Source organism: Gemmatimonadaceae bacterium, from assembly GCA_036496605.1.
In the GTDB taxonomy this organism is placed as follows: Bacteria; Gemmatimonadota; Gemmatimonadetes; order Gemmatimonadales; family Gemmatimonadaceae; genus AG2.
The window spans coordinates 16594-40523 of sequence record DASXKV010000058.1 but is presented as its reverse complement, the minus strand read 5'-3'; the positions used below and the strand labels follow the sequence as shown (position 1 = coordinate 40523).

The following is a 23930-nucleotide window of genomic DNA, read 5'->3' as shown; positions in this document are numbered from 1 at the left end:
AGGCATGGCCGTCGCGTAGGTTTTGAGCGGATCCTCCAACGAATCTCTCATCCCAGCGCTTATGCTCGTCGGTCCCTCCCGCCGCGTTCCAAAAGCGGCGTCAGTTTTCCTCTTTGGACTTGTCACGACTTCGAGCGCCGCGCAGGGCCAGAGCGGCAGCGTAAGCGGAACGATCAGCAGCGCGACGTCCCCGGTAATTGGCGCTCGTGTATCGATAGAGGTGCCGCCGCGCGTTGCAGTCGCTGACAATCGCGGTGCTTACACGCTGCGCGGGATCCCGGCCGGCGGCTACGAGATCGTCGTCACGGCGCTCGGCTATAAGCCTGCGCGGCAGGCGGTCAACGTCATCGCCAATCAGCAGACGACAGTCAACTTCACGCTGGAGCAGGGTTCGTTGATGCTGTCCAGCGTCGTCACGACCGCGACGCGAACGCCGACTCTGGCGAGCCAGGTCGCGACGACCGTCAACGTGCTCACGCCGCAGGAGATCGAGACGAGCCCAGCGCGGGAGTCGCAGGATCTGTTGCGCGAGATTCCCGGCGTCGAGCTTCCGCGTACGAGCAGTCTCGTCGGCGGAACGGCGCAGATCGTCTCGATTCGCGGCGTGGACGAGGGTCGTACGGCCGTGCTCTTCGACGGCTTCCCGATAAATGACGCTTGGGGCGAGTGGATCGACTGGGGGCGCGTGCCGAAGGGCATGCTCGACCGCGTCGAAGTCGTCGAAGGCGGCACGTCGAGCCTGTATGGAAATGGCGCCATGGGCGGTGTGATCTCGTTCTTTTCCCGCCCGCTCGCGCCTGGCGCGGCGAGCATGCTGATCGAGGGCGGCAGCCGAGACATGCGCCACAGCTACCTCTCGGCGGGCGTGCCGGTGGCCGGCGCCGTCACCGCGAGCGTGAGCGGCGACTATCAGGAGGGCGGCGGTTACAACATGATCGATCCCGCGAAGCGCGGAGCGATCGACGTGCCGTCGAGCGTCATTCAGCGGAATGGCTACGCAAAACTGAACTACGCGCCGTCGGCGAAGTTCAACGCATTCGTCGGCGGTCATATGTTCGGCGACAACCGCAGCATTGGAACTCCGCTGGGCTATCAGACGCGCGATCAGGGCGACGCCAATCTCGGCGCCGACTACGGCACGTATGGCGGTGGATTGTTGAGCGTTCGCGCATGGGATGGAAAGCAGACGGAACATCAGCGCGCAACGACGATTCGCGCTGGCGGTCGCATCGCGGAAGACAGCAGTGTGGTTGCGGGCATTCCGAGCCACGACTGGGGCGCCTCGGCGATGTGGACGCGCTCGTCGTGGTTGCATCTCGAGTCGTTCAGCCTCGGCGGCGACTATCGGCACATGCAGGGCAACTATGACGAGACGGACTTCAGCACCGCATGTCCCGGAGCGAACTGCGGTACGGTGACGCGTCGCGTGTTGTCCGGCGGCGATCAGGCGTTGAGCGGTGTGTTCGCGCAGGCAATCGCGTCACCGCTGACGCCACTGCGCCTGGAGCTTGCCGCGCGTGTCGACCAGTGGAGCAACAACGATGGCCACTCCTTCGATGCAGCGGCAGGAGGTCAGACCTACCCCGACCGGAGCAAGTCCGCGTTCTCTCCGCGGCTCGGCGCGCATTATCAATTACTGAGCAACCTCTCATTTCACGCCGCGGTCTACAAAGCATTCCGTGCCCCGAACCTCGCCGAGCTGTATCGCAAGCAGATCAGCGCGACGTCGACCACGATCCCGAATCCGAATCTGTCCCCCGAGACAGCGTTAGGTCGTGAGATAGGCCTCGATTGGCAGCCGGCGCAATTTCTACAGATGAAGGGAACGTGGTACGTCGCGGATTATCGCGATTTCAACGTTCCGACGACGATCGCCAACGTCTCGGATCCGCAGTGCCCAGCGATCGGCACGTGCCGGCAGCGTCTCAACGTCAGTAGTTCGCGAAGCCAGGGCGGCGAGGCGTACGTTGCCGTTAGGCCACTCGCGCCGCTTCTCGTGACCGGGAGCGTCAATTACGACGACGCTCGTCAGCAGTCGGGTGTTCCGGCGGTGGGGCCCAAGCCGCACATCAACCGCGTGCCGTCGCCGAAGCAAACGATTCGCGCGACCTACAGCGCGCGACAATTCGGTGATTGGACGGCCATCTGGCGCCACGAGGGACCGACAACGACTCTGCAGGGTGTATGGCTCGATCCCTTTACGGTTCTCGACGCCAATGTGCAGCGTGAGATGCTGCCTGGCATCACGGGTATCCTGAGTGTCGAGAACATCACCAACGCGCAATACGAGGTGAACCTCACTGCGGCGACGAACGGAGTTGCGTCGTTCGGCCTGCCCAGAACGCTGCGCATCGGGGTGCGGGTCGAGCGATGGTGACCGACGGCGGCGCGTGACGGCATTCACGCTCTAGAAGTTGTTGAGTGATGTAGGGATTCACGCCCCCACTTGTCTCCCTTCGCATAATTCGTTCGACCGGCCCGACACGGAGCGCTGCTGCTCCGCGACGCGCGTTGGTGTTTCGCCTCAGTTGAACGCTGGAGCTGCCTCATGTCATCGGAGTCGTTCGCCGTCCGCTCGAGCGCTGCACTCACGGTTCTTGCGCTCTCCCTCCTCTCTCCACTCTCACTCGCGGCGCAATCTTCCGGCACGATTTCCGGCCGCGTCCTCGATACGCAAGGCGCGCCGCTGCAAGGCGCGGCGATCTCGCTCGCTGGCACGACGCGCGGCGCCATCGTCCGCAGCGACGGTTCGTACCGCCTCACGGCACCCGTGGGCCGCTACGAAATTCGCGCACGCCTGCTCGGCTACACTCCACACTCGGATTCGGTCACGGTGAGTGCGGGAGGCGCAGTTACGAAGTCGTTCACGCTCGATCGCGCCGCGACGAGCCTCGAGGCGGTCTCCGTCATTGGCACGCGCGGCGAGGAGCGCACGGTCATCGACGCCCCCGTTCCGATCGACGTGCTGTCGTCGCTCGAGGTTCGATCGACGGGGCGGACCGAGACGTCGCAGATGATTCAGGCGCTCGCGCCCTCCTTCAACGTGCCCCGCACGACGCTCGGTGACGCGACCGATAACGTTCGGCCAGCAACGCTGCGCGGCCTCTCGCCCGATCAGGCGCTCGTGCTCGTCAATGGCAAGCGGCGCCACGTGAGCGCAGTCGTCAACATCAATGGTTTCGTTGGACGTGGATCCGAGGCAGTGGATCTCAATGCGATTCCCGCGGGGATGATCGATCACATCGAGATTCTGCGCGACGGCGCCGCGGCGCAGTACGGGTCCGACGCGATCGCCGGTGTGATCAACATCGTCCTCAAGTCGACCGCGCCGGGCGACATCACGGGGCAGGTAGGCGAGTATTCGACCGAGGAGCCGCAGGTCGCGAACTTCACCTCGCCGACTTACAAGCATGACGGGAAGCTCTTCTACGCGAACGCCGACCACGGATGGACCTTCGGCCAGAACGGATACGTCTTTCTCGGCGGCGAAATTCGTGATCGCGGTTATACCAATCGCGCCGCGCCCGACACGCGTATTCAGTATTTCCAAAACCAACAGCCGAATAATCCCGATCTCCCGGTCCCAGGCGGGGTCGACTTCAAGATCGGCGATTCGTATCAGCACGACGATCTTGGATGGCTGAACGCCGGGACGACCCTCGCGAACGGCATACAGCTCTACGCCTTTGGCGGGCTGTCACACAATTTCGGCGACGCGTTCGGATTCTGGAGACGCCCGCGCGACGCGAACAACTTCCGCGCCATCTATCCGAATGGCTTCCTTCCCGAGGAGCAGCCCGTCATCTGGGACGGCTCCGGTTTCGTCGGCATGAAGGGCCAGGCGTTAGGCTGGGACTATGATCTCAGCACCGGTTACGGGCGCGACGTATTCGATATGCATATTGTCAACAGCGTCAACGTTTCCCTTGGCAGCGCGTCGCCGACGAGCTTCTACGCGGGGCAGCTGGCGTTCGGCCAGTCGACGACGAATCTCGACGTCTTCCGCGATTTCAAGCCCGGATTCGCACCACTGCATGCCGCGTGGGGCCTCGAGCTCCGCGACGATCAGTACAAGGTTGGTGCGGGTCAGCTCGAGTCGTACGAGATCGGCACGGTGCACATCATTGACTCGACGGGCGCACAGACCACCGCGCCGGCGGCTGCTGGCTCGCAGGTGTATCCTGGATACCAGCCACAAGACGCCGGCAATCACTCGCGCACGAACGTCGCTGGCTATGTCGATCTCTCGAGCGACCTGACGTCAAAGCTCCTCATCGACCTCGCCGGCCGCGCCGAGCATTACAGCGACTTTGGCAGTACGACGACGGGAAAGATCGCGGGGCGCTACGAGCCGATTCATGGGGTCGCCTTCCGCGGTGCGGTGAGCTCCGGCTTCCGCGCGCCGTCGTTAGGTCAGGAATACTTCTCGAACACCGCGATCAACTTCGTCGGCAATCCTGCCGTTCCCGTCGAGATTCGAACGTTCCCGGTCTCGAGCCCCGTAGCGCAGATCCTGCACGCGAAGCCATTGCGGCCGGAAAAATCGATGAACTACAGCGCCGGCGTCGCGCTCGAGCCGCTGCGCAGTCTCTCGTTGACGGTCGATTACTATCGCATCGATCTGAAGGATCGCATCGCTCTCTCGAACAACTTCACGAGCACTGCGGTCATCGACACGCTTTCAGCGCACGGCGTGACCGACGTTCAGGGCGCGCGGTACTTCACCAACGCCGTCGACTCACGGACGAATGGACTCGACGTGATCGGCAGCTACGGTTGGTCATTGACGCGGACGGCACTCCTGCGCCTAACGGCGGCGTACAATGGCAACTGGACGCGTGTCACGCGCGTCGATTCTTCGGCGATCCTTCCGGGCCAGGGGAATGCGCTCTTCAGCCGCGTCGACCAGGCGCGTCTCGAGAAAGGCAACCCGCGCAACAACGTCGTCCTGTCGGCAAACCTCGGCGTCGGCCGCTTCGGCATCGATCTGCGCAACCAGCGCTTCGGAGAGGTCACGTCGTTCGGCACGACCCCCGCCGGCGATCAAACGTGGTCGCCGAAGTGGGTAACCGACGCTTCCGTCAGCTACGGCCCGGTGACCCACGCGACGATCACGTTAGGCTCGGACAATATTTTCAATGCGTATCCGGACGCCACGATCACTCCGAACACGAATTCGGGGATTCTTCCGTATAGTGGCATATCGCCCTTCGGCATCAACGGGCGGTTTGTCTACGCTAAGCTTGCTTACGGTTGGTAGCGTGGCTGGTGGCTCGTAGCTGGTGGTTGGTGGCTCGTGGTTGGTGGTTGGTGATGGAAAGCGCATTAAGTAGCAGCAACTACCAACTACCAACTACCAACTACCAACTACCAACTACCAACTACCAACTACCAACTACCAACCACTAACCACCTCACCTGAACGTCCCCGGACTCACATCGTACAGCACGTGCGGCACTCCGACTTCGTCTTCGGGGCGCCAGAAGCCCAGTTGCTCGGACCAGAGCGTGTTCTGCAGGCGACGGCCGGCGAGGCTCAGGAAGCCCGCGGCGCGTCCGGTGACGACGCCCAGCTTGCGAAGATCGTGCAGGTCACGAATCACAGTTCGGCCGCGCTCGACGACGATACGCCGTGCTGACGTCGGACCAATCCCAGGCACGCGAAGCAGCTGCGCACGAGAGGCGGTGCGAATCTCGACGGGAAAGCGCTCGGGGTGCGAGAGCGCCCAGGCAATCTTCGGATCGAGCGAGAGCGGGAGGTTCCCGCTGTCGTTGAACGCGAGCTCCTCGACGCCGAACTTGTACTCGCGCATTAGGTGGTCGGCCTGATACAACCGATGCTCGCGCAGGGCGGGCGTCGCTTTCACCTCTTCCATCGGTGTATTGCGTATCGGCCGGAACGCGCTGAACTGCGAATGGTGGATGCCGCCGCCCGCATAGAGCTCGGCGACCTTGCCGATGATCGTGCGGTCGCTGTCCGGCGTGGCGCCGACGACGAGCTGCATCGTCATCCCGGCCGTGCCACCCGGCCGGAGGGCGTCGCGCGGGCGTCCCGCAAATTGCTCCTCGCGGCCCTGGACAACGAGGCTACGCGCCTGCTCGAGCGTCTGCAGCGTGGTCGTTAGGCTTTTCTCCGGAGCGATCCGCGTGAGACTCTCGCCGCAAGCGGCCTCGAGGTTGATCGAGACACGCGACGCGAGACTCGTTATGCGCTCGACCTGCGCCGATTCGACGCCGGGCAGGATCTTGACGTGGATGTATCCCGTGAAGCGGTGCTTGTCGCGGAGGAGCTCGAGCACGGTGATGAGATCGTCCATCACCTTCACCGGACGCCCCGGAATACCCGTCGTGATGAACAAACCCTCGCACCAGCCCTTCGCCCGCGCGGCGAGGAAGATGCGCACCAGCTCCTCCGGCTTGAGCAGCGTGCGCGGCATCTCGCGATCGCGCCGCATCGGGCAATAGTGGCAGTTGAAGCTGCACGCATTGGTCATCAGGATGCGGAGCAGCGTCGTCTTTCGCCCAAATGGCCCGCTCGATTGCACGGTGCGGAGATTGAGCGGACGAAGGGCGCCGACTTCCATCGCGTGGCGGAGCCGAGGCGGCAGGGGCATGCTCGGATCGCGGCCAGGCATTCCTTCGACGTCCGTCGCCGCGAGCGTCATCAACAGCGCGATCTTCGAGTCGATATCCAGGTCCGTTCCCATCACTCCTCCTCCCTCGGCGCCTCTCCCAAGTTTACCGAACAAAAACCGAAATACAAGAGCGTGAAGCGAGCTTGGGCTGGCGCGTCCTCTCTCTGGATATGCGCCGATTCCTTCGGATTACCGCGCTTTGTGGCGCCGTCGCGCTCGCCGCGGCCGTGCCCGGTGCGGCTCGCGGCCAGAGTGAACCGCGCGTCGCAGACCTGCTCGCCTCTGCCGATCAGGCGTGGGCCGCACGGAAATACGATGACGCGTTCTCGGCCTATCAAGCAGTGTTGCGCCGGGACTCGACCGCCGGCCGCGCGGTCTTCCGCATGGCAACGCTTCTCGGGTGGCGCAACGATCTCGATCATTCGGTATCGTTGTTTCGACTTTACTTACGACTGATGCCCGCGGACGAGGACGGGCGCATTGGCCTCGCGCGCACGCTTGCGTGGCGCGGCAACTATGACGAGGCAATCGCGATATGCGACGGTGTCCTCGCCAGTAATCCGCGGGAGCGAGATGCGGCCTTGCTCGGGGCGCAGGCCGTTGCGTGGAGCGGCAAGCTGCAACAAGCGATCGCGCGCTACGAGGGCTGGCTCTCGACGCATGCGCAAGACGCCGATGCGTGGGTCGCGCTCGCTCAGGTGTGGCGATGGGCGGGGCGGCCGGAGGAGACTCGTCAGGCATTGCGGCACGCCGTCGCGGAAGCGCCGAATAACGCCGACGCGCGCGTTCAGCTCGAGTGGGCCGATGTCGCCCTGTCGGCCTCCTTCGAACCGACGATCACGACGACGGACGACAGCGACGACAATCGCGCGACGACGTATGTCATGGGAGGCGGCCTGGCATCGCCGTGGAGTGCGCGGCTGCTCGCCAATGCGAGCTATCGCGTCGCCGACTTCGGCGCGGAGCACGGGACGTCGGCGGCGCTGCGTGCCTCATCCAGCCTGTCGCCGATGAATGGCCGATGGACGCTGCGCGGTGAGGCGGGTGCGGTACGACTCGACGCGTCGAGTGCGCCAGGTGCTCCGGACGAAACGCGTCTCCTGCCGCTCCTCAGCGCACGCCTCAGCGGACACCTGTCGCCTGCCATCTCGCTAGGCGGCAGCGTCACGCGTGCCGCGTTCGACGAGACCGCGTCGCTGATGCTCGCGGGCATCGCGACGACGAGCATGGACGCCGATGCCGACGTGACGCTCCGGCCGCGACTGGGGATCGGAGGCGGTGCAAGTTGGACGCATCTGAGCGGCGGAAGTGGGCCGAATAGTCGGCTTGCGGGATCGGGATCGCTGCGCTGGTCGGCGACGAAGTTCGCGTCGATCGCCGCGACCGTGCGCGGCTTTGAGTACGATCACGCCGCGTTCGACGGATACTTCGCACCCAAGCGATATCTGCTGGCGGAAATGAGCGGACGCTTACACCTGGGCGGCGAGCTCGGTTGGGGCTTGGATTCGGAGCTCGGCCTCGGCGATCAGACGATCGTCGCCTTCGACGACTCACACGTGGGTCGATTCGCGCAGCGTGTGAGTGTGGCGATTGCTTATCGTCCGGCGCCTGGACTCGAGTGGTCGCTGAGCGGTGGCTTCGCGAACGTCGCGTCGCCGACGACGATCAGCTCGGCAGACTACCGAGCGTATACGCTGTCGCTCAAGGGGCGCGTGCGGCTCTAGCCGGAGCGGCGATCGCGTTAGGCGAAGCGGCGAGGTTCGCCGGCGTGTTGGGAATCTCGCCAAATGCGCGACGCATCGTTTCGAATTGCGGCTTTACCTCGGCGTACCATCGTGGTTCCTCCCACGTTGGCCATGTCCATGTCGAGGGTCTGCCGAAAAACTCGCGCGAGCTCCCTCGGGGCAAGCGGTCGCCGCTCTCCGAGGGCTGCGCGGGGTCGTAGCTCTGAATCACGAAGCGGAAGCCGTCAGTCACGACGCCGGCGACGTCTCCCTTTTTAGTTCCACGAAGGACGAGCCGCGACGACGGATCGAGCACGTTGAGCATCCCCCAGGGAATACGTATCTCGATCACGCCCGTTAGGCTGTCGGCATACCAGTCGGCGAGACTGTTGTCTGGCTGTCGCGCAAAGAGGAGACGACTCCGATCGACTGCGAGTGAGGGGTACACGGTGCCGTCGCGGCCCAATCGTCGCCGGTTGGTGACGACGTGGATCGTGTCGTAGCGTCCGGCGCTGTTCGCGACTGAGCGGAACGGCCAGTTATAGATCTGCTGAACCGCCCGGGGCTTGCTGCCCGTGATTGTCGCGTCGCGATAGAGGTTGTACGGGTGATCGACAAGCAGCCGGCTCCGGCCTGCCCCACTCAGCTCGATCACGAACTCGAGACCCACGGGAGAGCGTGCGCCGGTGATGGGCAGCACCCTGTCACCTAACGATGCACCATGGGTATCGATACCGATGATGTAGTGAGCGTGCTGCCAATCGATGGCACCCGCATCCACGCGTAGATAGAGATACGCTTCGTCGCTCGCGACGGTGAACGAGCGAAGACGCAAGGCCGCGAGCAGCTGCGGATCGTCGCCGCCTCTGTACAACGGTGGTCGTCCCACCCAGTCATCGGCGCGTCCGTCGATCACAATGGTCGAATCCTTTCGCCCGGGCCGCATGGCGATTACGCCGTAATTCTGCTCGGCGTCGAGCGAGTTGAGCCACAGGCGATTGCGTTCGGCGGGATACTCGAAGTCGATCACGGTCCAGTTCTTCTTGAACCATTCGTCGATGAGTGAGAAGAGGCCCGCGCCGGCAGCGCCGGACGCGTAGATGTCGCGCGTGAGGCGAGCGTTTATTTCCGCTTGTTCCGTTTCCGAGTGGCCGCCGTGGTGCCAGCCCTGTGGCTGGAGGTGGGCGATTCCCCGTGACGATGGCACGCCGTATTCCGAGATCATCACGGGCATGGAGCCAAAGTGACGCACGAGATCGCGGAGGTAGCCGTAGTAGTTGCTCGGCCCGTCAGCGTCGCGGGCGCCGGAATAGACGCGGTCGTAGGAGATGAAGTCCGGATAGTATGGATACGCGTGAAAGGATGCGAAGATGCCGGCAGGATAGGCGGACGTCGGCCTAACGAGCGCCGCGTCGAGGCCGATGGCGTCGTTGTCGTATTCCTTCGGCTGCTCGGGGACGATCTCGTGTCGCACGCGCCGGATGGAATCTTCCTCGGCGAGCGTGCTCTCCGTTGGGTGCACGAGCGGGTCGAGCGTTGGCCAATTGGCGTACGCGAGCGGGCGCTGCTCGTTATAGGCGTCCATCTCGTAGCCGATCATCCGATCGGCGACGCGCGCAAGCCAGACGTCGACGGCGTTGCCTCCCTCGATCGTGAGATATCTGCCGCGATACGAGGATTGCGAACGGTGTCGCGATGCGAATTCAACAACCGAGTACGGCTCCCATTCACGCCCGATGATGTAAGCCAATGTCCATCTTGAGACGTCGACGGCGTAAATCCCCGCTGCGTGTCCCGATCGATGTGGAATCACAGCGCGGCCGTGCACGAGATCGACCACGCGCTTCATCTCGCCGAAGAATGCTTGATTCCACGCTGCGTCGTCGTATCGCTCCCGCTTCCTGCCGGGAGGTAGCTCCGTCCACACACCCTGAATGAGCCAGATTGGATTCGCCGGATGGGCAACGTTCCACCGTGCGAGTGCACGATAGAAGTGCGGCGGATGAATCGTGTATACGCGCAGCGCGTTCGCGTTCATGCGTGCGGCGAGCTCGATCCATTCTTCGTAGGTACCGTCGTCGGGAGGGAACTCGGTCGGATGTTTTCCCGGAAGCGCCGCGCCGACGTTGATCGCCTTGACCCACATTGGCTGCCAGCCGCCAGCGCCGTTGGGCACCTCGAATATCCGCGTGCCGGTTCGCGACACGACAATGGTGTGCGCGGGGCGGGGCGGCGGCGGCAACCGCAGGCTGTCGAGCGCTTGAGGAATCCGCTCGAGATACCAGAGACTCAGTGAGTCGCCGGGAACGACGGCGAGAGCGCCGGCGAAGCGCTTCCAGCTTGCCGACATGTCGCCATGCCGATAGGCGAGCATGCCGAGTCCGACCAACGCGTCGTAATTCGACGGCTGCACGGCGAGTGCTCGCTCGAACATGTGGGCCGCACTGGAGTCGTTGCCGCGGCGCATCGCGACGTACGCGACACCGATGATTGCGCTCGGATACCGCGGGCAGCGCGCGAGCGCTGCGCGAAATTGTGCGTCGGCCTCGTCGAGTTGTGCGCTTCGCATCGCGAGCCAGCCGCGATCCGCCATCTGGGCTACATCGTTCGCCGGCGACGAGCAGGCCGCATCCGTCGATTGCGCCGCGGCCGTTAGGCGCAGCGCGACAAGAGCCGCGGCGCCAACGACGGCACGCAGCCATGCGCTCATGCGGAGCGACGCCGCGCCGCGTTTTGCTCGTCGCCGATTGCGTCGCGCAGCGCACGGAGCAGCTCCCGCTCGGCGAAGGGCTTGATGAGCCACTCGACCACGCGATCGTTGCGCGTGCGATGATCGAATGAAGGCTCGACGCCGGAGAGCACGACGACGGGCAGTTGCTCGAGGCCTGGCGTTCCGGCGATCTCGTCGAGCAGATCGAGCCCGCTTCCGTCAGGCAGCTTCATGTCGAGCAGAATGACGGAGGGCTTTTGTGATGCAGCGAGTGCCTGACGAGCCTCGGCGAGCGTGCTCGCGCGCGTGACGCTGTGACCGTCGCGCCGAATCATGATGCCGAGCACCCGCGCCACGGCGTCATCGTCCTCGACGACGAGCACGCCCGGTGCACCTTCGTCGGCTGTGCGTACGTCGTCCACGCCCGGCGCGGGCACGAGTGGCAGCTCGAACCAGAACTCACTTCCCTGCCCAACCGTCGATTCCACGCCGATGCGTCCGCCCTGCTGTTCGACGAGCGAGCGCGAGATCGCGAGCCCGAGTCCTGTGCCACCGCGACGACGCGTGTTGGCCTCCTCGAGCTGCTCGAACGGTGTGAAGAGTTTCTTGATCTGCTCGGGTGCGATGCCCTGTCCGTGATCGCGCACGGCGATGCGTACGAAGCCGGACACGCCCGTTCCGAGCGAGACGGCGACAGCCCCGCCTTCAGGCGAGAACTTGAGCGCGTTCGACACCAGGTTGGTGAGCACCTGGACAACGCGGTCTCGGTCCGCGGCAATGCGGTCGCGGCAATCGACCTGGGTCGTCATCGACACCTTGTATAGCATCGCCATTCCGCGGAGCTCGGCGATCGTCGACTCGACAATATCGGCGGGATCGAGCGCCGCGATCTGCAACTGGACTTTGCCCGCCTCGATTTTGTCGAGGTCGAGGATGTCGTTGATGAGTCGAATCAGCCGGTCGGCGTTCTGGCGCGCGATGCGCGCGAGATCACGCGCCTTGGGCGGCAGTTCACCAACCGCTCCGGCCTCCATGAGACCGAGCGAACCGCGAATCGATGTCAGTGGCGTGCGCAGCTCGTGTGAGACGATCGACACGAATTCAGTCTTGATTCGATCGATTTCCTTGCGCTCGGTGATGTCTCGCACACGACAACCCCAGGCAACGCCTTCCCGGAACGTGACGCGATGAATCGTGAGCTCGATGTCGAACGTCGAGCCATCTTTGCGACGACCGCGCGCATCGTACGGTTTTTCGGTCGCAAGTATCATCTGGCGCACAACGGCATCGCGCAGTTCCGGCGCGATGAAATCCAGGAGTGGTCGGTCGAGCACTTCACTCGCCTGGTAGCCGAACAGCCTGCCGAAGGCGTCGTTCGCCTCGGCGACCCGGTCATCGACGACGATCGTGATCCCCTCGCTTGCGGCGCTGGAGAGGCTCCGGAAGAGCGCTTCACGCTCGCGGCGCGTCTCGTCGCTCGATCGTCGATCTGCCATGCGCGCCTACTTCGCCAGCGCCGCGCGGAGCTCGGCGGCCAACGTCATGGGGTCGAACGGCTTCATGAGGCAAGCCACGGCGCCGAGCTTGAGCGCTTGCTCAACTTCGCCCCGCTGGGTTTTCGCGGTGAGGAATACCACTGGAACGCTGGCGGTCGATGGGTCCGACTTGAGCCGGCGGCAGGTTTCGTAGCCGTCCAGACCGGGCATCATGCCATCGAGAACGATCGCGTCGAAGCGGCCCGCGCGAGCGCGCGCGAGGGCAGCCTCGCCGGAGTCGACGAGCTCGACCTCCAGCTCGGGGTCGAGGCTCAACGCCAGCTGCAAAATGGTGCGTATGTCCTCTTCGTCATCGGCGCAAAGCAGGCGCATGACTTCGGTGACGCTCGGGTGGTCCGATCAGTCTTGTCGACGGGATGAGACGCTGTGAGTCGCGGGGCGATGGAGCCTTGCGTGGAGTGGGGGCGGGGTCTCATGCGACGAACACCCATTACCGGCGGCAACGCCCCTTGGACAGTCGTTCTCCGTCGAGCTCCGACACGACCGAAACGCTCCGCATACTGCGCGAGCGTTATCGCGCCACGACTGCGAACACCGTCGCGGCGCTGCGTCGGCTATCCTCTCAACTCGCGGTGATTGCGAGCGCGCCGGAGGTCGTCGAAGCGCTGCGACGCGAGCTGCATCGCGTGCATGGCGCGGCGGGATCCTTCGGCTTTCCCGAGGCAAGTCGCCTCGCTGGTGAGCTCGAGGAAGCGGCGATCCGCTGGGTAACCGATCCCGGGCTCGACGTCGATCGCCGAGCGGCGATGACGGCGGAATTCGCCAATGCACTGGAGGCCTGTGTGCTCGGTCCGGCCTACGCGCCTCCCCTCGATATCTCGACCCCGACATCGTCAGCCGCGTCGCGAGACGACTCGGCGCGCACCGAGCGAGTGGAGGCGTGCCCCGATCTCATCATCGTCGAGGACGACGCCACGTTCGTCGAGATGCTGCGGTACGCCCTCGAGTCGGCCGGATTCACATTCATGCACTATGCGACGGGACCGGACGCGCTGACCGGGTTGTTATCGCTGCCGGTGGGTCCGCGAATCCCGATCATCCTGCTCGACGTCGATCTCCCCGGACTCGACGGGTTTTCGCTGCACGAGCGGCTCCGCGTCGAGCGACCGGGGGTGTTCGCGACCGTCTTTCTCACGGCTCGCAGCGGTGAGGCAGAGCAGCTCCGCGCGTACCGGGCAGGCGCCATCGATTACGTGCCCAAGCCCGTGAATCTCCGGATTCTCATGGCAAAGATTCCTTCCTGGCTCGAGCGGTGCCGGCGGAGCGGCGGGGCCGGGGCGGCATGAGAAGTTCCGTAATTCTCGTCGTCGCGATCGTGCAGGGAATCTTCTTCGGTCTGTTGCTTCTGCTGCTCTTCGTGAATCGGGCGCGTCAGAGCATTCGCGCACAGCGCGCGACGTCTGCCGCCAACAGAGTTGCCGAACCGCTCCAGCGATGGCTTCTCGGCATCGGATCGGCAGCCGATCTCGCGAATGTCCTGCGAAGGCTTCCGGAGCGCGAAGCGCTCGACCAACTCACGATGCACGTCGCGTCGAAGACCGCACCGGAACAGGTGGCTCAGTTGGCGCGATCGCTGCGCGAGGATCGCTGGGTGCGGCGTATCCTCGCGCAAGCCGGCTCGCGTTGGTGGTGGCGGCGGCTCGACGCCGCGCGATTGCTCGCCGTCGTCGGCAGCGTTCGCGACCGGACGCTACTGCGGCAGTTGCTCGGCGATGCGCACGCCGCCGTGCAGGCCGCGGCGAGCACCTGCCTAACGCGCGTCGGCGACGCCATGCTCATCGAGCACGTGCTCGATACGCTTCACACGCGACCACCCATCGTTCGCGTATTCCAGCTCCGCGTTCTGCGCGAGAACTGGAAGCACACCGTGCCGGCGCTGCTCGAACGGCTCGTTCCCGTTGCGCCGATGGCGAAGCTGCAAGTCTGGATCACGCTCGCGGAAAACATCGCCGATTTGCGCTGTCTCGCCCCACTGATCGCATTCAGCAATCATCCGGTCGTCGAGATGCGCATATCGGCAGCGCGTGCAATGCGACGCTACGTGCACCCCGACGCCGAAGCCGTGCTGCGTGAGATGATGCACGACAGCGATTGGCGCGTGCGCGCGCAGGCGGCGCGTGGCCTGGGCACCGTTGGCGCCAGCGATGCCATCGCTGACCTGAGCTTTGCTCTCGCCGATCGGTCGTGGTGGGTGCGCTTCCGGTCGGCCCTCTCGCTCGCACAGCTCGGCGAGGTCGGACGTCGTGCGCTGCGGCTCGCGCGCGAACGGCCGGATCGCTTCGCCGCCGATATGGCGGCGATGGTGAGCGGCCTCTCCGATGGCGCCGTCGTCGAGTTGGCCGAAGCATGATCGCGACGCTGCTGCAGTGGGTGGATCGCTTCGCGCTCACGTACATGTTGGCGTTGAACTCGTTCTACGCCTTGCTGCTGCTCTTGTCCATTCCCGAGCTCTGGTCGCACTGGCATCTCGCCGAGGACGAGCATCTGACGCTCGTGCTCGGAACGGAGGCGCTGCCACCGTTGAGCATTCTCGTTCCGGCGCATAACGAGGAGCGAACAATTGTCGAGAGCATGACCTCGTTCCTGACATTGCAGTATCCGTATCATGAGGTGGTGCTCGTCAACGATGGCTCGACGGATTCGATGATGAAGCGACTCATCGAGGCGTTCGATCTCTACCAGGTACCGCCGGCGTTCATGATCAGCGTGCCCACGTCGACGGTCCGGGCGTATTACCGCTCGCGCCGCTACTCGAAGCTGCTCGTGATCGACAAGGAGAATGGCGGCAAGGCCGACGCGTTGAATGCAGCACTCAATGCGGCGCGATTCCCCTACGTGCTTGCCGTCGATGCCGACACGCTGATCGAACCAGACGCATTGTTGCGACTGGCTCGGCCGTTCTTGTTAGGCAAGCCAGTCGCGGCGGTCGGCGGGACGATCCGAGTCGCCAACGCGTGCACGATTGCGCACGGACGTGTCGTCGAAGCACGCGTCGACAAGCGCTTGCTGCCCTCCATACAAGTGCTGGAGTATCTCCGCGCCTTTTTGTTCGGCCGTCTTGGTTGGAACAGACTTGGTGGCAATCTGATCATCTCCGGTGCATTCGGGCTGTTCAAGCGAGCGCACCTGCTCGCGATCAGAGGCTATCGCACCGGCAGCGTGACGGAGGACATGGACCTCGTCGTCCGGCTGCAGCGATATCTCCGCGAGCATCACCTCTCGGATACGACGTCGTTCATCCCCGACCCCGTCGCGTGGACGGAGGTGCCATCCTCAGTGCGAGTACTCGGCCGTCAGCGAGAACGGTGGCACCGTGGCTTGCTGGAAACGCTGTGGGTGCATCGCGATCTGCTCTTCAATTTCCGCTATGGAGCGATCGGTGTCCTCGCGTATCCGTTCTTCCTCTTCGGGGAGGCATTGTCGCCGGCGATCGAAGCCCTCGGCTATCTGGGCGTCGCCGCGGGCCTGGTGTTCGGCGCCGTCGATTTCAACTTCCTGTGGCTCTTTCTCTCGGTCGTGGTGCTGTACGGAATGTTGTTGAGCGTGTGGGCGATTCTGCTCGAGGAGGTGAGCTTCCACCGCTACCGGCGACCTGGCGACGTCCTGCGACTGCTGTTCACCGCGGTGATCGAGGCGTTCGGGTACCGCCAGCTGACGTTGTTCTTCCGGCTCAAGGCATTCTGGCACCTCGCGCGCGGCGATCGAGGCTGGGGCGTGATGCAGCGCGAGGGGTTCGGGAGCTCGGATACCGAGACGCGCAAAGCGGCGTGACGAGCAGGCCGTGCGCTTGTGCGCGCTCCGCTCGATTTCTTTCTACGATAACGTCCGGCAGCGCCTAGGCAAGATCAGCCGTAGTTCTGTCCCATCGGCTGGCCGATTTGTCCCTTCCGGTTTGCGAGGAAGCGCTCGTTGTGCGATCGTTGAGCGTTTATGTATTTACGGCTCCCCCTTCCCTCGGAGACTCGCTATGTATCTGATGTGGAGACTGGCGAACGTATCGGCATTGCTCGGGATCGCGGCATCGGCCGCCGGCGCTCAGGAGAACCATCGCGTCGCCGTCGATCTGGGAATTCCCGCGGCACTGGCCATCCTCTGGCACGTCAACAGCAAGCTGGACCTGCGTCCCGATTTCACATTCGTGCATATCGGCGGAGACATCGGCCATCAGACCCGACTTGGCTTCGGCGGAAGCGCGCTTTTTCCCGTGCAACCGTCAGGCTCGTTGACACCGTACCTCGGCCTGCGGGGCGGTTATGCGTGGTACTCGGAGTCGGATGCGCCGAAGGAGTGGAACGTCGTCGGAATCTTCGGCGCTCGCTACGCGCTCGATAAGCGCTTCGGGGTGTCCGGCGAGACGGGAATCGTGTACGACCACTTGCACGAATTGCTCGGCCCGTTCGCAGGTAGTACGCAGCCGTTCGGAGCTACGCAGACCAGTCTCGAGCCCTGGGGTCGCGTGAGCGCCCTCGTTTATTTCTGAGTCGCGGATGCAGAGGGAGCGTAGGGCGCACTTCGCGCGCTGCGCTCTACCCTCCGCCCTCCACCCTCTACCCTCTACCCCGCAACCCTCTGCCCACAACCCTCTACCCTCTACCCATCATGCCCTAACGAGCTTCCGATACGCCACGCGATGCGGTTGATCGGCGTCGGGACCCTTCCGCCGCTTCAGGTCCTCGATGTACGACTGATAGTTCCCCTCGTGCCAGACGACCTCTGAGTTCCCCTCGAACGCCAGCATGTGCGTCGCGAGGCGGTCCAGGAACCACCGGTCGTGCGAGATCACCACCGCGCAGCCCGCGAAGTCGTCGAGCGCGTCCTCGAGTGCCCGCAGCGTGTCGACGTCGAGATCGTTCGTCGGCTCGTCGAGCAGCAGCACGTTGCCGCCGGACATGAGCGTTTTCGCAAGATGCAGCCGATTGCGCTCGCCACCGGAGAGATTCCCAACCTTCTTCTGTTGATCGGGCCCGCGGAAGTTGAACGCCGAGATGTACGCGCGCGAGTTCATCTCGCGATTGCCCACCTTGATCGTCTCGAGTCCGCCCGAGATTTCCTCCCAGGCGTTCCTGTTCGGATCCAGCTCACGCTGCTGGCCAGCGTACGCAACGCGCACGGTCTCGCCAAGGTCGAGGTCACCCGCATCGGGCTGCTCTTGCCCTACGATCATCCGGAACAGCGTCGTTTTTCCAGCGCCGTTGGGCCCGATAATTCCTACGATACCGCCGCGTGGCAAGGAGAACGAAACTCCGTCGAACAGCAGCTTGTCGCCGTACGCCTTTCGCAGATCCTTCGCGTTCACGACCTCGTTGCCGAGGCGCGGCGGCGGCGGAATCACAATCTCGTGCTGCATGACCTTCTCCGCCGTCTCGCGCTGCGCCATCTCCTCGAACTTCTGCACGCGCGCCTTGGACTTTGCCTGACGAGCGCGTGGCGCCATGCGCACCCACTCCAACTCACGGTCGAGCGTGCGCTGCCGAGCAGACTCTGATTTTTCTTCCTGCGCGAGTCGCATTTTTTTCTGGCTCAACCAAGCGGTGTAGTTGCCCTCGTACGGGATGCCGCGTCCACGATCGAGCTCGAGGATCCAGCCCGCAACATTGTCGAGGAAGTATCGATCGTGCGTCACCGCGACGACGCATCCCTTGAAGTCCGCGAGGTGCCGCTCGAGCCATGCCACGCTCTCGGCGTCGAGATGGTTCGTGGGCTCGTCGAGCAGGAGCATGTCCGGTTCCTCGAGGAGCACGCGGCACAGCGCGACGCGACGCTTCTCACCGCCCGAAAGATTGGTGACGTCCGCGTCACCGGGCGGCAGCCTCAAGGCGTCCATCGCGACCTCGATCTTGTTGTCGAGGTTCCACAGGTCGTGCGCGTCGATCTGCTCCTGCACCTTCGCCTGACGATCGAGCAGCTTCGTCATGGCATTGTCGTCCATCGGTTCGGCGAACTGCATTGCGATGTTGTTGAACTCATCGAGGAGCGCGCGTTGTGTCCGCACCGCTTCCTCGACGTTGCCGCGGACGTCCTTTGCCGGATCGAGCTGCGGCTCCTGGGCGAGATAACCGATGCGCGTGCCCTTGGCGGCCCAGGCCTCGCCCTGAAACTCCTGGTCGACGCCAGCCATGATGCGCAACAGCGATGACTTACCGGCGCCATTCGCGCCGAGGACGCCGATCTTCGCGTCGGGATAGAACGAAAGCCAGATATCGTCGAGGATGATGCGCGAAGGCGCTACGACCTTGCGCAGACCCTTCATGACATAGATGAACGGAACGGCCACGGGAACTCGCGAGAAGAGTGAACCGTGGAATTTAAAGCGGCCAGCAGCTAGGAGCCGTTGACGACCACCCGGCGTAACGAGGCGTTCACTGGGCTGATCGCGGGACGCCGGGACGAGACCGTGGGCGTGGTCTCGTCGCCGCAGGTGAAGTATGCCGTCGCCGTCTTGACGTCGCCGCCGGGAACGACCTGGTAGCGGAAGTTCATCGCGATGTCGAAGGTCGCCGCAACGTCGAACAGCCACCTGGTATGCTCGACCTGGCCCGCGCCAATCGTGTCGGCCGAAAAGGTCCCGCGCACGTCGCTGGCCGAAACGATGACACTGTCGAACGGGACGCTGCGGTTTGGCGCCGAGTAGAACAGGACGGACGCGTCGAGCCAGTCCGCGTGCGCGAGGCGGCCGAGGCCTTGGGCCTCGAAGGTGACGTCGCAGAGGAGGCCCTGTGCCGAGCTCGGATTCGTCGTCGGGAATGGCCCCAGCTGCTCACTGACGCGCACCGCAACGTCGAGGGCCGGCGCAGGCGACACGGTGTCGCTGCAGGCGACCAGCACCAACGGTGCGAAAGCGATCGAGCAGGCTCGGCGAAACGATATCGGCGTCGACATCGGTACCCGACAGGAATGAGTGAGCGAAATGCGACCGACAATACTGCCGGATCGTGCTCAGCCTCACAATCGGACCTTTTGCCCTAGCGACGCCAACGCCTAACAATTACAGGAAGCGCTAACCGAATCCTCGGTCTGGTTTGACTGGTGGTTGGTGGTTGGTGGTTGGTGGTTGGTGGTCGGTGGTGATTAGTGGTTGGTGGTTGGTGGTCGGTGGTGATTAGTGGTTGGTGGTTGGTGGTCGGTGGTTGGTGGTGATTAGTAGTTGGTCGTTAGTGGTTTCTGATCTCACGAACAACCAACAACCAACAACCAACAACCAACAACCAACAACCAACAACCAACAACCAACAACCAACAACCAACCACCAACCACCAACCACCAACAACCACTCAACTGTGATTGTGCTCCTCGCCGAAGATCTTTCCGAGGTCTTCACCTCCGAACACGTTCGCGTGGATCATCCAACCGAAGAGTGACGGGTGGAAGTCGCCGCCGACGGCGTCGCACGCCGCCTGAGTCGCGATGGGACTCTCCGGCCCGAACACGGGACGGCCATCCTTCCGCTCCATCCAGCGCGCGGTTTCGCCCTGCTTCGGCAGGCACCAGTTCACGTGCTTGTGCCACTGCGCGATGCTGAGTGGCACGCGCTCGTCCAGCTTATCGAGGCCGGCACGCTTGGGCATCGTGTACATCGCGCCGATGAGCATCATCTGACCATCGGGTCCACGCTTGTAGAGCAGTGACGTCGGCTGATCGGGATCGAAGCGGAATGCTTCCTTGAAAGCGTTTCGGTAGTTCGTGAAGTGGTAGACGCGCTGGTTCTTCACGTTCGGCAGGAACATCTGGAAACCATCGCGCTCGGCGACGGAGACGTCTTTGTATTTCGCGATCGCGTGCCGCAGCTCGGCGACGACGGCGAGCGCACGCGTCGAATCCTCGTGCGTCGCCACACGGAGTGGCGTCATCTGCATGTGGAGGCTCATGACCGAGTCCATCCCCATGTCACCCATGGCGTGATCGGCCATGCCGACCATGTGGTCGTCTTGCGACTGCGTTTGCGCTTTATGGTCGTGGGTTTGACCACAGGCCACGCACGGGAACCAAAGCCCTGCGAGGAGCATTGCGATGGAGGACGTCAGCCATGTCCTCGATGAGAAGCGCGACATACCTTATCCCTCAAAGGAGCGCGGACATGAGAATGACGTGTCCGCTGGTGCTCTGTTAATCCGTTCCGATCGTTAACGACTCGCGCGTACGGTGGTCACGCGCATCACGATGGTCGATTTTACCTCACTTCGCGACACTCTGTCCGGCAACCCGGTACTGGCGATCCCGCTGGTATTCGTCGGTGGCGTGCTCACGAGTTTGACCCCGTGCATCTATCCGATGATCCCGATCACCGCGGCGATCGTGGGCGGTTCGGAGGCAACGGCTCAGCCCGACGCGCCGCGCACCAACCGCTGGCGACCGCTCGGGCTCACGCTCACGTACGTCGTGGGTCTCGCACTCGTGTATTCGGCGCTGGGGCTCTTCGCCGGGCTCACCGGAACGCTCTTCGGCACCGTGAGTACCAATCCATGGTTGTACTTCCTGATGGCGAACGTCCTCATTCTCGCGGCGCTCGCCATGCTGGATGTGCTGCCGGTACGCGTGCCGTCTGCCCTGCTCGCTCGCGCTTCGACGACGGGAACGGCAGGGAGATACTCGGGCGCGCTGATGATGGGCGGACTGTCGGGGCTCGTCGCGGCCCCGTGCTCGGCGCCGGTGATGGCGGCGGTGCTGACCTGGGTGTCGACGACGCACAGCGCGACGTTAGGGTTTGTGTATCTGTTCGTGTTCTCGCTGGGGATGTGTACGCTGCTCGTCGCGGTCGGGCTCTCGTCGGGCACGCTCTCGCGATTGCCGCGGGCGGGCGTGTGGATGCTGTGGATCAAGCGCGTGTTCGCGCTCGTCATGCTCGCGGTGGCGGAATATTATCTGGTGAAGGGCGGACAGCTGTGGATCTGAGAGGGGCTAGGGGCTAGGACATTTGGACTTGGAGCTTATTCATGATTTTTCGATTTGCGATCGGGTTGATCGGCCTAACGAGCCTGCTTGCCGTGCCCGCGCGTGCGCAGGATATGGGGATCGAGCTCGGCACGAAGGGGCCGGCGGCAGCGGTCGAGACGCTCGACGGCAAGCCGGCCAATCTCTCGCAGTACGTCGGCAAATCGCCCGTGCTGATCGAGTTCTGGGCGACGTGGTGTCCCAACTGCCGCGAGCTCGAGCCGCATCTCAAGGCGATGCACGCCAAGTACGCCGCGCAGCTGAAATTCGTCGGCGTGTCGGTGTCCGTGAATCAGTCGTCCGATCGCGTGAAGGCGTACGTCGCGAAGCACGAGATTCCGGGCGACCAGTTCTTCGATCGCAACGGCAACGCAACGGGTGCCTACGACGTCCCGGCGACGTCGTTTGTCGTGGTCCTCGACAAGTCCGGTAAGGTCGTGTACACGGGATTGGGTGGGGATCAGGATCTGGAAAAGGCAATCAAGAAAGCCTTGTAGGGCAGCTTTCGCTTACATTCGCGTCATTCGCGTCCCGAGAACCCTGGGCTCTCCAGGGCGTCGGAGGCATGGGGAGATGTCGGGGCGCGAGTGCGGGCGAATCCAATAGGGACTCTACAGCCACTTTTCTCAACGAAGAACGCACCCATTCAAAACATCACTGGCCGGGGAGCCATCTCCGCACACGGGCCCGTCAGCGGTTTCAGCGCCGTGTCAGCCGTTTCAGCGGCCTCCGCGGCTGCGAGATTGAGCTCGAGCAAGCCAGCTCGCATCTGAAGCTCGATCTCGAAACTCGTCGCTGCCGTCTCTTGGCTCGGAGCTGGGCTCGACGTCGTGGGTGAGAGGCCCGCAACGCCTCATGGAGTAGGCCGGATCTCACCACTGACCTCTCGAGCCTCGAGCTCGCACGCTTTACGGCTCGTTCCGAAATTCTGCGAACGGCGCAAGTTTCAGCTCGAACAGCTTCTGCGTCCCCACCGGGCCACTAGCTCGATATGCCTGAACCGCGTCGACGAGGATCGTCTCTTCGAATCGCATTGCGAGCAGTTCGCGAACGGCCTGCGTCGACAGCTCGGGATAAAGACTCAGAGTGCAGTGCGGCGTGAACGTGAACCTCGCACGCTCGGTCACGATGCGCGCGGCGCGGAGACGCTCGGCCATCGATTCGTAGAACGCGCGTACCGGACCGTTTGGGTCGAGCGGCAAGACGACGACGTTCGACTGCATGAACTGCATTGGCGGCAGGAACGCGAGCGTCATCGGCGAGGCGGCCTGCGTCGCGGGGAGCAGCGCTTCGCGCAATAGCTCCGGCGACGTCCGCACCGAAATCGGTCCGGTGCCTGACGACCCGATGAGGGTGAGATGCGGCGGCAGCTCGCCCGCCATGCGCGGGTCGTAACGTTGCTGCACTTCGTGAATGCGGTCGGCGACGGCGCCCGAGAGCTCCGCAATGACGACGATGCCCGCCTTCACCTCGCGGCCGGTCCGCGAAGGCTCACCGCCGAGCGTGGGCAGTTTTGGGGGCGGGGACGAAGAACCATGAGAACGCGTGTCCACCGCCATCGACGGGGCGCAGGGAGGTGCCGAGTAGCCACTGGTCGAGCTTGTTGTCGGGATTGGTCCGGTGAAAGTAGCGCACGACCTTGTTCCCGGCGAAGGTGCCGATGGCCGCACCCATCATCACGTCGCTCGCCCAATGCCGATTGTTGTACATCCGTGAAACACCCACCAGGCCTGCACCTCCATACATCGCGGGGCCGATCAGCCACTGATAGCCAGGCCACCACCGTGACGTTTCGTTCACGACAGCCGCCGCCGCCGCGAACGCCGCAACGGCATGGCCGGACGGAAACGACCGATACTGGTCCCCCTGCAGGCCGCGGCCGATCTGCCAGTTGTTCGCGTCGAAAAGGACGCTGTCCTTTGCCGGCTTCACAAACGGCCGCGCGCGGCCGAAAACATTCTTGAGTACACCGGCGAAGAGTCCCCCGACGATCACGGCTTCGGTCCCGTGCAAGCCGAGGTCGGCGATGTTCCGTTGCTTCGATGCGCGGCCGACGACGTACAGCGTTCCGCCAATGATGAATGCGCCCGGCTCGGCGATGGTGCGAACGGTGGTCGCGGTCGTTTGAAAAAAGCGATTCTGCTGGGTGAATTTCGTCTGTAGGTGCTGAGCGAAATATTCGTCGACGGGCCGCAAGGCCACTGTGCCTGCGATGAATCCTCCCGCGAGAGCGGCATCTTCCCAGGTGAAGAGAGGGTGCGACTCGGCCGCCGCCGCAGTAGCCTGGGCACCCACCGTAGGCGCAGCGAGTGCGAGCGCGCCAATGAGCGCGAAGGTCAGTCTGGTCCGTGAGGTCATCAGCGCGTCGAGAAGCAC

At 63.8% G+C, this 23930-nt stretch carries 18 protein-coding genes; 9 read left to right on the top strand and 9 right to left on the bottom strand.

All coding sequences use genetic code 11. The features are described 5' to 3' along the window. The first annotated feature begins 61 nt into the window (after positions 1-61). Together VGH98_23460 and VGH98_23455 are read left to right on the top strand one after the other, a co-directional pair. On the top strand, positions 62-2377 hold the full coding sequence (locus tag VGH98_23460) for a TonB-dependent receptor (protein HEY2378957.1): 2316 nt from the start codon (positions 62-64) through the stop codon (positions 2375-2377). A gap of 171 nt (positions 2378-2548) precedes the next feature. Then, a complete protein-coding gene (locus VGH98_23455) occupies positions 2549-5260 on the top strand; it encodes a TonB-dependent receptor (protein HEY2378956.1) in 2712 nt (903 codons plus the stop codon). A 154-nt stretch (positions 5261-5414) separates the two neighbouring features. Here the strand turns inward: VGH98_23455 and VGH98_23450 are convergent, their stop codons facing one another. Continuing rightward, a complete protein-coding gene (locus VGH98_23450; GenBank protein ID HEY2378955.1) occupies positions 5415-6707 on the bottom strand; it encodes a radical SAM protein in 1293 nt (430 codons plus the stop codon). A 98-nt stretch (positions 6708-6805) separates the two neighbouring features. Here VGH98_23450 and VGH98_23445 point away from each other — a divergent pair, with 98 nt between their 5' ends. After that, positions 6806-8359, top strand: coding sequence for a tetratricopeptide repeat protein (locus tag VGH98_23445; GenBank protein HEY2378954.1), 1554 nt, complete (start codon positions 6806-6808; stop codon positions 8357-8359). Here the strand turns inward: VGH98_23445 and VGH98_23440 are convergent. From VGH98_23440 to VGH98_23430, 3 genes are read right to left on the bottom strand one after another with little or no spacing between them, the layout of a single operon-like run. Then, the gene (locus VGH98_23440) at positions 8337-11069 is read right to left on the bottom strand and encodes a hypothetical protein (GenBank protein ID HEY2378953.1); all 2733 of its coding nucleotides are present in this window, start codon (positions 11067-11069) and stop codon (positions 8337-8339) included. The genes VGH98_23445 and VGH98_23440 overlap by 23 nt on opposite strands. After that, a complete protein-coding gene (locus VGH98_23435) occupies positions 11066-12565 on the bottom strand; it encodes an ATP-binding protein (protein ID HEY2378952.1) in 1500 nt (499 codons plus the stop codon). Before VGH98_23435 ends, VGH98_23440 begins: the two co-directional genes overlap by 4 nt. Positions 12566-12571: 6 nt before the next feature. Beyond that, positions 12572-12937: a response regulator gene (locus VGH98_23430; GenBank protein HEY2378951.1), complete on the bottom strand. Its 366-nt coding sequence runs from the start codon at positions 12935-12937 to the stop codon at positions 12572-12574. Between the two features lie 137 nt (positions 12938-13074). Here VGH98_23430 and VGH98_23425 point away from each other — a divergent pair, with 137 nt between their 5' ends. The 4 genes from VGH98_23425 (at position 13075) to VGH98_23410 (ending at position 17105) form a co-directional block, all read left to right on the top strand. Further along, positions 13075-13911 carry a response regulator gene (locus VGH98_23425; protein ID HEY2378950.1) on the top strand — a complete coding sequence of 279 codons (837 nt, stop codon included), beginning with the start codon at positions 13075-13077 and terminating at the stop codon, positions 13909-13911. After that, a complete protein-coding gene (locus VGH98_23420) occupies positions 13908-14975 on the top strand; it encodes a HEAT repeat domain-containing protein (GenBank protein ID HEY2378949.1) in 1068 nt (355 codons plus the stop codon). The genes VGH98_23425 and VGH98_23420 overlap by 4 nt, the downstream gene beginning before the upstream one ends. Continuing rightward, positions 14972-16396: a glycosyltransferase family 2 protein gene (locus tag VGH98_23415; GenBank protein HEY2378948.1), complete on the top strand. Its 1425-nt coding sequence runs from the start codon at positions 14972-14974 to the stop codon at positions 16394-16396. The genes VGH98_23420 and VGH98_23415 overlap by 4 nt, the downstream gene beginning before the upstream one ends. Before the next feature lie 196 nt (positions 16397-16592). After that, positions 16593-17105: a hypothetical protein gene (locus VGH98_23410; protein HEY2378947.1), complete on the top strand. Its 513-nt coding sequence runs from the start codon at positions 16593-16595 to the stop codon at positions 17103-17105. A gap of 117 nt (positions 17106-17222) precedes the next feature. On the opposite strand, the gene ettA is transcribed toward VGH98_23410, so the two are convergent. The 3 genes from ettA to VGH98_23395 all read right to left on the bottom strand — a co-directional run bounded on the left by ettA (position 17223) and on the right by VGH98_23395 (position 20533). Further along, positions 17223-18899 carry an energy-dependent translational throttle protein EttA gene (ettA, locus tag VGH98_23405; GenBank protein HEY2378946.1) on the bottom strand — a complete coding sequence of 559 codons (1677 nt, stop codon included), beginning with the start codon at positions 18897-18899 and terminating at the stop codon, positions 17223-17225. Between the two features lie 47 nt (positions 18900-18946). Beyond that, positions 18947-19504: a hypothetical protein gene (locus tag VGH98_23400; GenBank protein HEY2378945.1), complete on the bottom strand. Its 558-nt coding sequence runs from the start codon at positions 19502-19504 to the stop codon at positions 18947-18949. 393 nt (positions 19505-19897) lie between these two features. Continuing rightward, a complete protein-coding gene (locus VGH98_23395; protein ID HEY2378944.1) occupies positions 19898-20533 on the bottom strand; it encodes a hypothetical protein in 636 nt (211 codons plus the stop codon). Positions 20534-20765: 232 nt separating this feature from the next. Here VGH98_23395 and VGH98_23390 point away from each other — a divergent pair, with 232 nt between their 5' ends. Both VGH98_23390 and VGH98_23385 read left to right on the top strand, forming a co-directional pair. Next, entirely contained in the window at positions 20766-21515 is a 750-nt protein-coding gene (locus tag VGH98_23390; GenBank protein ID HEY2378943.1) for a cytochrome c biogenesis protein CcdA, read from the top strand. 41 nt (positions 21516-21556) lie between these two features. Beyond that, positions 21557-22051 carry a TlpA disulfide reductase family protein gene (locus VGH98_23385; protein ID HEY2378942.1) on the top strand — a complete coding sequence of 165 codons (495 nt, stop codon included), beginning with the start codon at positions 21557-21559 and terminating at the stop codon, positions 22049-22051. A 411-nt stretch (positions 22052-22462) separates the two neighbouring features. On the opposite strand, the gene VGH98_23380 is transcribed toward VGH98_23385, so the two are convergent. Together VGH98_23380 and VGH98_23375 are read right to left on the bottom strand one after the other, a co-directional pair. Beyond that, positions 22463-23023 carry a 2'-5' RNA ligase family protein gene (locus VGH98_23380; protein ID HEY2378941.1) on the bottom strand — a complete coding sequence of 187 codons (561 nt, stop codon included), beginning with the start codon at positions 23021-23023 and terminating at the stop codon, positions 22463-22465. A gap of 22 nt (positions 23024-23045) precedes the next feature. Further along, positions 23046-23912: a phosphatase PAP2 family protein gene (locus tag VGH98_23375; GenBank protein ID HEY2378940.1), complete on the bottom strand. Its 867-nt coding sequence runs from the start codon at positions 23910-23912 to the stop codon at positions 23046-23048. Positions 23913-23930: the final 18 nt, after the last annotated feature.

Bases quoted from the DNA above. Each gene is read 5' to 3' on its own strand.
- VGH98_23460 (HEY2378957.1), top strand. From the start codon at position 62: ATGCTCGTCGGTCCCTCCCGCCGCGTTCCAAAAGCGGCGTCAGTTTTC.
- VGH98_23455 (HEY2378956.1), top strand. From the start codon at position 2,549: ATGTCATCGGAGTCGTTCGCCGTCCGCTCGAGCGCTGCACTCACGGTT.
- VGH98_23450 (HEY2378955.1), bottom strand. From the start codon at position 6,707: ATGGGAACGGACCTGGATATCGACTCGAAGATCGCGCTGTTGATGACG.
- VGH98_23445 (HEY2378954.1), top strand. From the start codon at position 6,806: ATGCGCCGATTCCTTCGGATTACCGCGCTTTGTGGCGCCGTCGCGCTC.
- VGH98_23440 (HEY2378953.1), bottom strand. From the start codon at position 11,069: ATGAGCGCATGGCTGCGTGCCGTCGTTGGCGCCGCGGCTCTTGTCGCG.
- VGH98_23435 (HEY2378952.1), bottom strand. From the start codon at position 12,565: ATGGCAGATCGACGATCGAGCGACGAGACGCGCCGCGAGCGTGAAGCG.
- VGH98_23430 (HEY2378951.1), bottom strand. From the start codon at position 12,937: ATGCGCCTGCTTTGCGCCGATGACGAAGAGGACATACGCACCATTTTG.
- VGH98_23420 (HEY2378949.1), top strand. From the start codon at position 13,908: ATGAGAAGTTCCGTAATTCTCGTCGTCGCGATCGTGCAGGGAATCTTC.
- VGH98_23415 (HEY2378948.1), top strand. From the start codon at position 14,972: ATGATCGCGACGCTGCTGCAGTGGGTGGATCGCTTCGCGCTCACGTAC.
- VGH98_23410 (HEY2378947.1), top strand. From the start codon at position 16,593: ATGTATCTGATGTGGAGACTGGCGAACGTATCGGCATTGCTCGGGATC.
- VGH98_23400 (HEY2378945.1), bottom strand. From the start codon at position 19,504: ATGTCGACGCCGATATCGTTTCGCCGAGCCTGCTCGATCGCTTTCGCA.
- VGH98_23395 (HEY2378944.1), bottom strand. From the start codon at position 20,533: ATGGCCGATCACGCCATGGGTGACATGGGGATGGACTCGGTCATGAGC.
- VGH98_23385 (HEY2378942.1), top strand. From the start codon at position 21,557: ATGATTTTTCGATTTGCGATCGGGTTGATCGGCCTAACGAGCCTGCTT.
- VGH98_23375 (HEY2378940.1), bottom strand. From the start codon at position 23,912: ATGACCTCACGGACCAGACTGACCTTCGCGCTCATTGGCGCGCTCGCA.